The sequence below is a fragment of the Oleiagrimonas sp. genome, from assembly GCF_027858935.1.
Taxonomy (GTDB): domain Bacteria; phylum Pseudomonadota; class Gammaproteobacteria; order Xanthomonadales; family Rhodanobacteraceae; genus Oleiagrimonas.
Genome location: NZ_JAQIBU010000044.1, coordinates 1 through 4,091, shown reverse-complemented (window position 1 = coordinate 4,091; position 4,091 = coordinate 1). Strand labels below are relative to the sequence as shown.

Annotated in this window: 3 protein-coding genes; 2 read left to right on the top strand and 1 reads right to left on the bottom strand. The window is 64.5% G+C overall.

Annotated features, from left to right (window positions below):
• Window positions 1-129 precede the first annotated feature (129 nt).
• Window positions 130-2,142 (top strand): transglycosylase SLT domain-containing protein, encoded by a 2,013-nt coding sequence (locus PF446_RS01595; RefSeq protein WP_298069031.1) that lies wholly within the window; start codon window positions 130-132, stop codon window positions 2,140-2,142.
• Window positions 2,143-2,196: 54 nt separating this feature from the next.
• Window positions 2,197-3,147, top strand: coding sequence for a complex I NDUFA9 subunit family protein (locus PF446_RS01590; RefSeq protein ID WP_298069030.1), 951 nt, complete (start codon window positions 2,197-2,199; stop codon window positions 3,145-3,147).
• An 83-nt stretch (window positions 3,148-3,230) separates the two neighbouring features.
• Here the strand turns inward: PF446_RS01590 and PF446_RS01585 are convergent.
• A partial coding sequence (locus PF446_RS01585; RefSeq protein ID WP_298069028.1) for a glycoside hydrolase family 3 C-terminal domain-containing protein occupies window positions 3,231-4,091 on the bottom strand: 861 nt, incomplete at its 5' end.

Here is a 4,091-nt window from a genome sequence, read left to right as displayed (position 1 = left end):
TTTTCCGACCACCTGCCCCTGGCTGCCGAAGTGCACTTGCCGGTCTCGCTGGGCCCCCACTGAGCTGCACCGGACGTTTCAAGGACGAACTTTTCGATGGAATTTCATTTCACCTGCAGGCCCCGGAAGATGTTCCGAAGCTCATGGCTGCTCCTTGCCATACTGGCGTTTCCGCTGTGCGCCTCCTCTGCAACAACGGCCCCTGCGCCGGCGATCACGGCGCAACGGGCACAATTCATCAAGGCCTACGCGCTGGCCAAAAAAGGCGACAGCGGATGGAAACAGGCCGCCCGCGGTCTGACGGGATATGCACTCTATCCCTACCTTCCGGCGGCCGCGCTTGAGCATGACCTGAGCAAAGTCTCCCTGGCCCAGGTACAGGCCTACCTGGCGCGCTGGCCGCAGTTGCCGCCCGGGCAAGAACTGCAACGCAATTTCCTGCACGAACTGGCGCGGCGCAGGGACTGGAAGGGGTTTGCCCTTCTCTACCATCCGGGTCTTGGCAACGCCCTGGCCTGCAATGCACTGACGGCCAGACTGGCCTCCGGCTCCGCACTGACCTTTGACCGGGACCTGGCGCCGCTTTGGCGCAAGCCGTCGCTGCCCAGCGACTGCGACCCGGTCCTGGATTGGGCCCACAACCACGGTCTGCTTGATCGCAAGCGGATCTGGATGCGTATCGATACGGCCGTTGACAGCGGTCGTGGTGGCACAGTTGCAGCCATGGCGAAGTGGCTGCACGGCCTTGACGCCATCCGCGCGCAACACCTGGCACTGGCGCTGCGTGAACCCGCCCTCGCCGTGCAGGATGCCATGCACTGGCCGGACCATCCGCGCAATCGTGCCGCTGCGGCCATCGCGCTGCGCGGACTGTCCCGCAAGGACAGCGCCAGCGCCGAGCAGGCATGGACGCGCCTGCGTCACCGACTGCATTTCACCCGCGACCAGCGTGATCGCATCGAACATGACCTGGCCCTGTTCCGGGCCACCAACTTCACGACCGACGCCATCGCCAAACTGCGCGCCCTGCCCGATGCTGCACAATCGCCAGCCACCCGTGGCTGGCGCCTGCGCGTGGCGCTCGCGCGTCGTGACTGGCCCGCGGTGCTTCGCGCCTGGAACGCAATGCCAAAGGCACAGCGCGAGGATGACGAATGGCGCTATTTCCATGCCCGCGCGCTGGCCCACCTGGGTCAGCGCAGCGCAGCGCACGACATCTACGCAGCACTGGCCAGGGAGACGTCCTATTTTGGCTTCCTCGCGGCCGACCGCCTGCATCAGCCCTACTCGATCTGCCCCGTACACCCGAGCGACAACCCTTCCGCGGAAAAGGCACTGTTGAAGCGTCCGGGTCTGGATCGCGCCTTCGAGCTGTTTGCGGTTGATCTTCCTGCTCCGGCGCGACGCGAATGGTCCATGGCACTGCAAGGGGCGGATGCACGTACCCTGCAACTGGCCGGCATGCTGGCCTGGAAGCGGGGCTGGTACCACCGCGCCATAAGCGAATTCAGCTACGGTCCGGGACTGCACTTTTATACCCAGCGCTTCCCATTGGTACCTCAGGACAACGTAACGGCACAGTCACTCGACGCACATATCGACCCGGCCTGGGCCTACGCCATCATCCGCGCCGAGAGCGCCTGGCAATCCGACGCCCACTCCGGCGCCGATGCCTATGGCCTGATGCAGCTGGTTCCACGCACCGCCCGGCGCATGGCCCGTGCGCTGAACCTGCCCTACCAGCAACCGGAAAATCTCTACAACGCGCGCCTCAACGTGGCCCTGGGCACGCATTACCTGCATCGCATGGCCACACGCTATGACGGTGCGCCGTGGCTGGCCACTGCAGCCTACAATGCCGGACCCGTGCAGGTGGACCAGTGGCTGGATGCGCGCGGCGCGCTGCCGCCGGACCTGTTCGTGGCCACCATTCCCTACCATGAGACGCGTGAATACGTGGCCCGGGTGATGACCTACAGCGTGGTCTATGACTGGAGGCTGCACCAGCGCACACTGTCGCTCAGCAAACGCATGCCGCGCTTCGGGGCCGCCTATGCGCCGCCCGACTCCGACACGCCGCGAAAACCGGTGCGCTGCGCATTTCCGGATACCGGTGCCACGGCACCGACATCCACCCCGTGACGTCGTACCGTACACAGGACATGCACAAATGATGCAGGATGCAGGGGATCGACCATGAAAACATTGCAGCTGACCCTATTGGGCGCCACAGGCTTCGTGGGCCGTTATCTGGTGCCTCGCCTGGCCGCCGATGGCCATCACCTGACCCTGCTATCACGCAATCGGGAAAAGCACCGCGATCTGGCCGTGCTGCCCAACGTGACAGTTCGCAGTGCCGCGGTGCACGAGCCCTCCGTGCTTGTCGAACACTTCCGTGGCGCTGATGCAGTGATCAATCTGGTCGGCATTCTCAATGAACACGGCGACCAGAGCTTCGCCCACGTCCATGTGGCACTGACCCGCAAGGTCATCGCTGCCTGCCATGAGGCCGGCGTCACGCGTGTGCACCAGATGAGTTCGCTCAAGGCCGGCCAGGGCCTGTCCGATTACCTCAAGTCGCGCGGCGAAGCCGAAGCTGCAGTACGCAGCTCGGACCTGACCTGGACGCTCTACCAGCCCAGTGTCATCTATGGCCTGGGCGATGGTCTGGTCACGCGCTTTCATGACCTGTTGCGAAAGGCACCGGTATTACCCCTGGCACGACCGCAGGCCCTGATGGCGCCCGTTTACGCCGGCGACGTCGCCGAGGCCATGGCCCGTTGCGTGTCCGCATCCCACGCCAGCGACAACCGCTGCTTCGAGCTGTACGGCGCCGATACCTACACCTTGCAGAAGATCGTGCGCATGATCGCCGAAACAGCGGGCCTGCGCCGCGCGGTTATCGGCCTTCCCGATGTCCTTGGCCAGCTGCAGGCCCGCGTGGCCGGCATGCTGCCGGGCAAGCCGTTCACCCTGGACAATTTCAAGTCGCTGCGTACAGCGTCTGTGGGCAAGGTCAATGGCCTGGCCGCTCTGGACATCGAGCCACACAGTTTCCAGGGCATGCTCCCGTATCTGTTGGCCGGCGGCGACCGCCAGCCACGTCTCGATCATATGCGCCGCGGTTCGGATTCTCCAGACGCCTGAGTGCGGATTAACCCACGCGGCGACCATGAGCCACGCCCAGCTGGGCGTGGCTCATGGTCAATGGGTTACACCCTTATCTGCTGCTACTGGTTTACGCGAAGCGGCATCGACGATGGCAGTCGAATCACGGTATGTGCATCGATGTGTGTTGCGTCGTGCGCCAGGCTCAAGGGATAACGCCCGGCATCGAAACGCCACTGATCCCGATGCGCGTCGTAATGCGCCAGCGGACGCGTTGCCAGCGCCAACTGGATATGTCGGCTCTGCCCCGGAGCGAGGTGCAACCGGGTCCAGCCCACCAGGCGCCGTGTGGTGTCTCCTCTTGGAGGCGCTGCATAGATCTGCGGCACGGCATCTCCAGACCGCTTGCCTGTATTGCGCACGTCGAAATCAACCACAAGGCGTGTATTGTGCCCCGACCCACTCACATGGGCATGCAGATGGGTGTAAGCGAATTGCGTGTAGCTCAGGCCGAAACCAAACGGGAATAGTGGCTTGAGGTCATGCTTCTGGTACCAGCGGTAGCCCACATCGGCACCTTCGATGTTGTAGTCCACCTTGGTGGGCAGTGGACCATGGCTTCCGGCTTGCGCAGGACCGGATGCACCGGGCAACTTCGGCCGCGGCAGTTGCGCGAGCCGTGCGGGCCAGGTCAGGGGCAGATGACCGGAAGGATCCGCCTTGCCGAACAGCAGGCCTGCAATCGCCGGCCCACCCCCGGCACCGGGATACCATGCTTCCAGCACCGCACCCACCTTGTGCAGCCAGGGCATCGCCACCGGCCCGCCATTTTCCAGTACCACCACGGTATGTGGATTGGCAGCGGCCACGGCCGCCACCAGCGCGTCCTGATTGCCCGGCAAGGCCAGGGTCGGGCGGTCGAACGATTCGGCCTCCCACTGATGCACGAAAACCACGGCCACATCCGCCCCGGCGGCAGCCCG

Bases quoted from the DNA above. Each gene is read 5' to 3' on its own strand.
- PF446_RS01595 (WP_298069031.1), top strand. From the start codon at position 130: ATGTTCCGAAGCTCATGGCTGCTCCTTGCCATACTGGCGTTTCCGCTG.
- PF446_RS01590 (WP_298069030.1), top strand. From the start codon at position 2,197: ATGAAAACATTGCAGCTGACCCTATTGGGCGCCACAGGCTTCGTGGGC.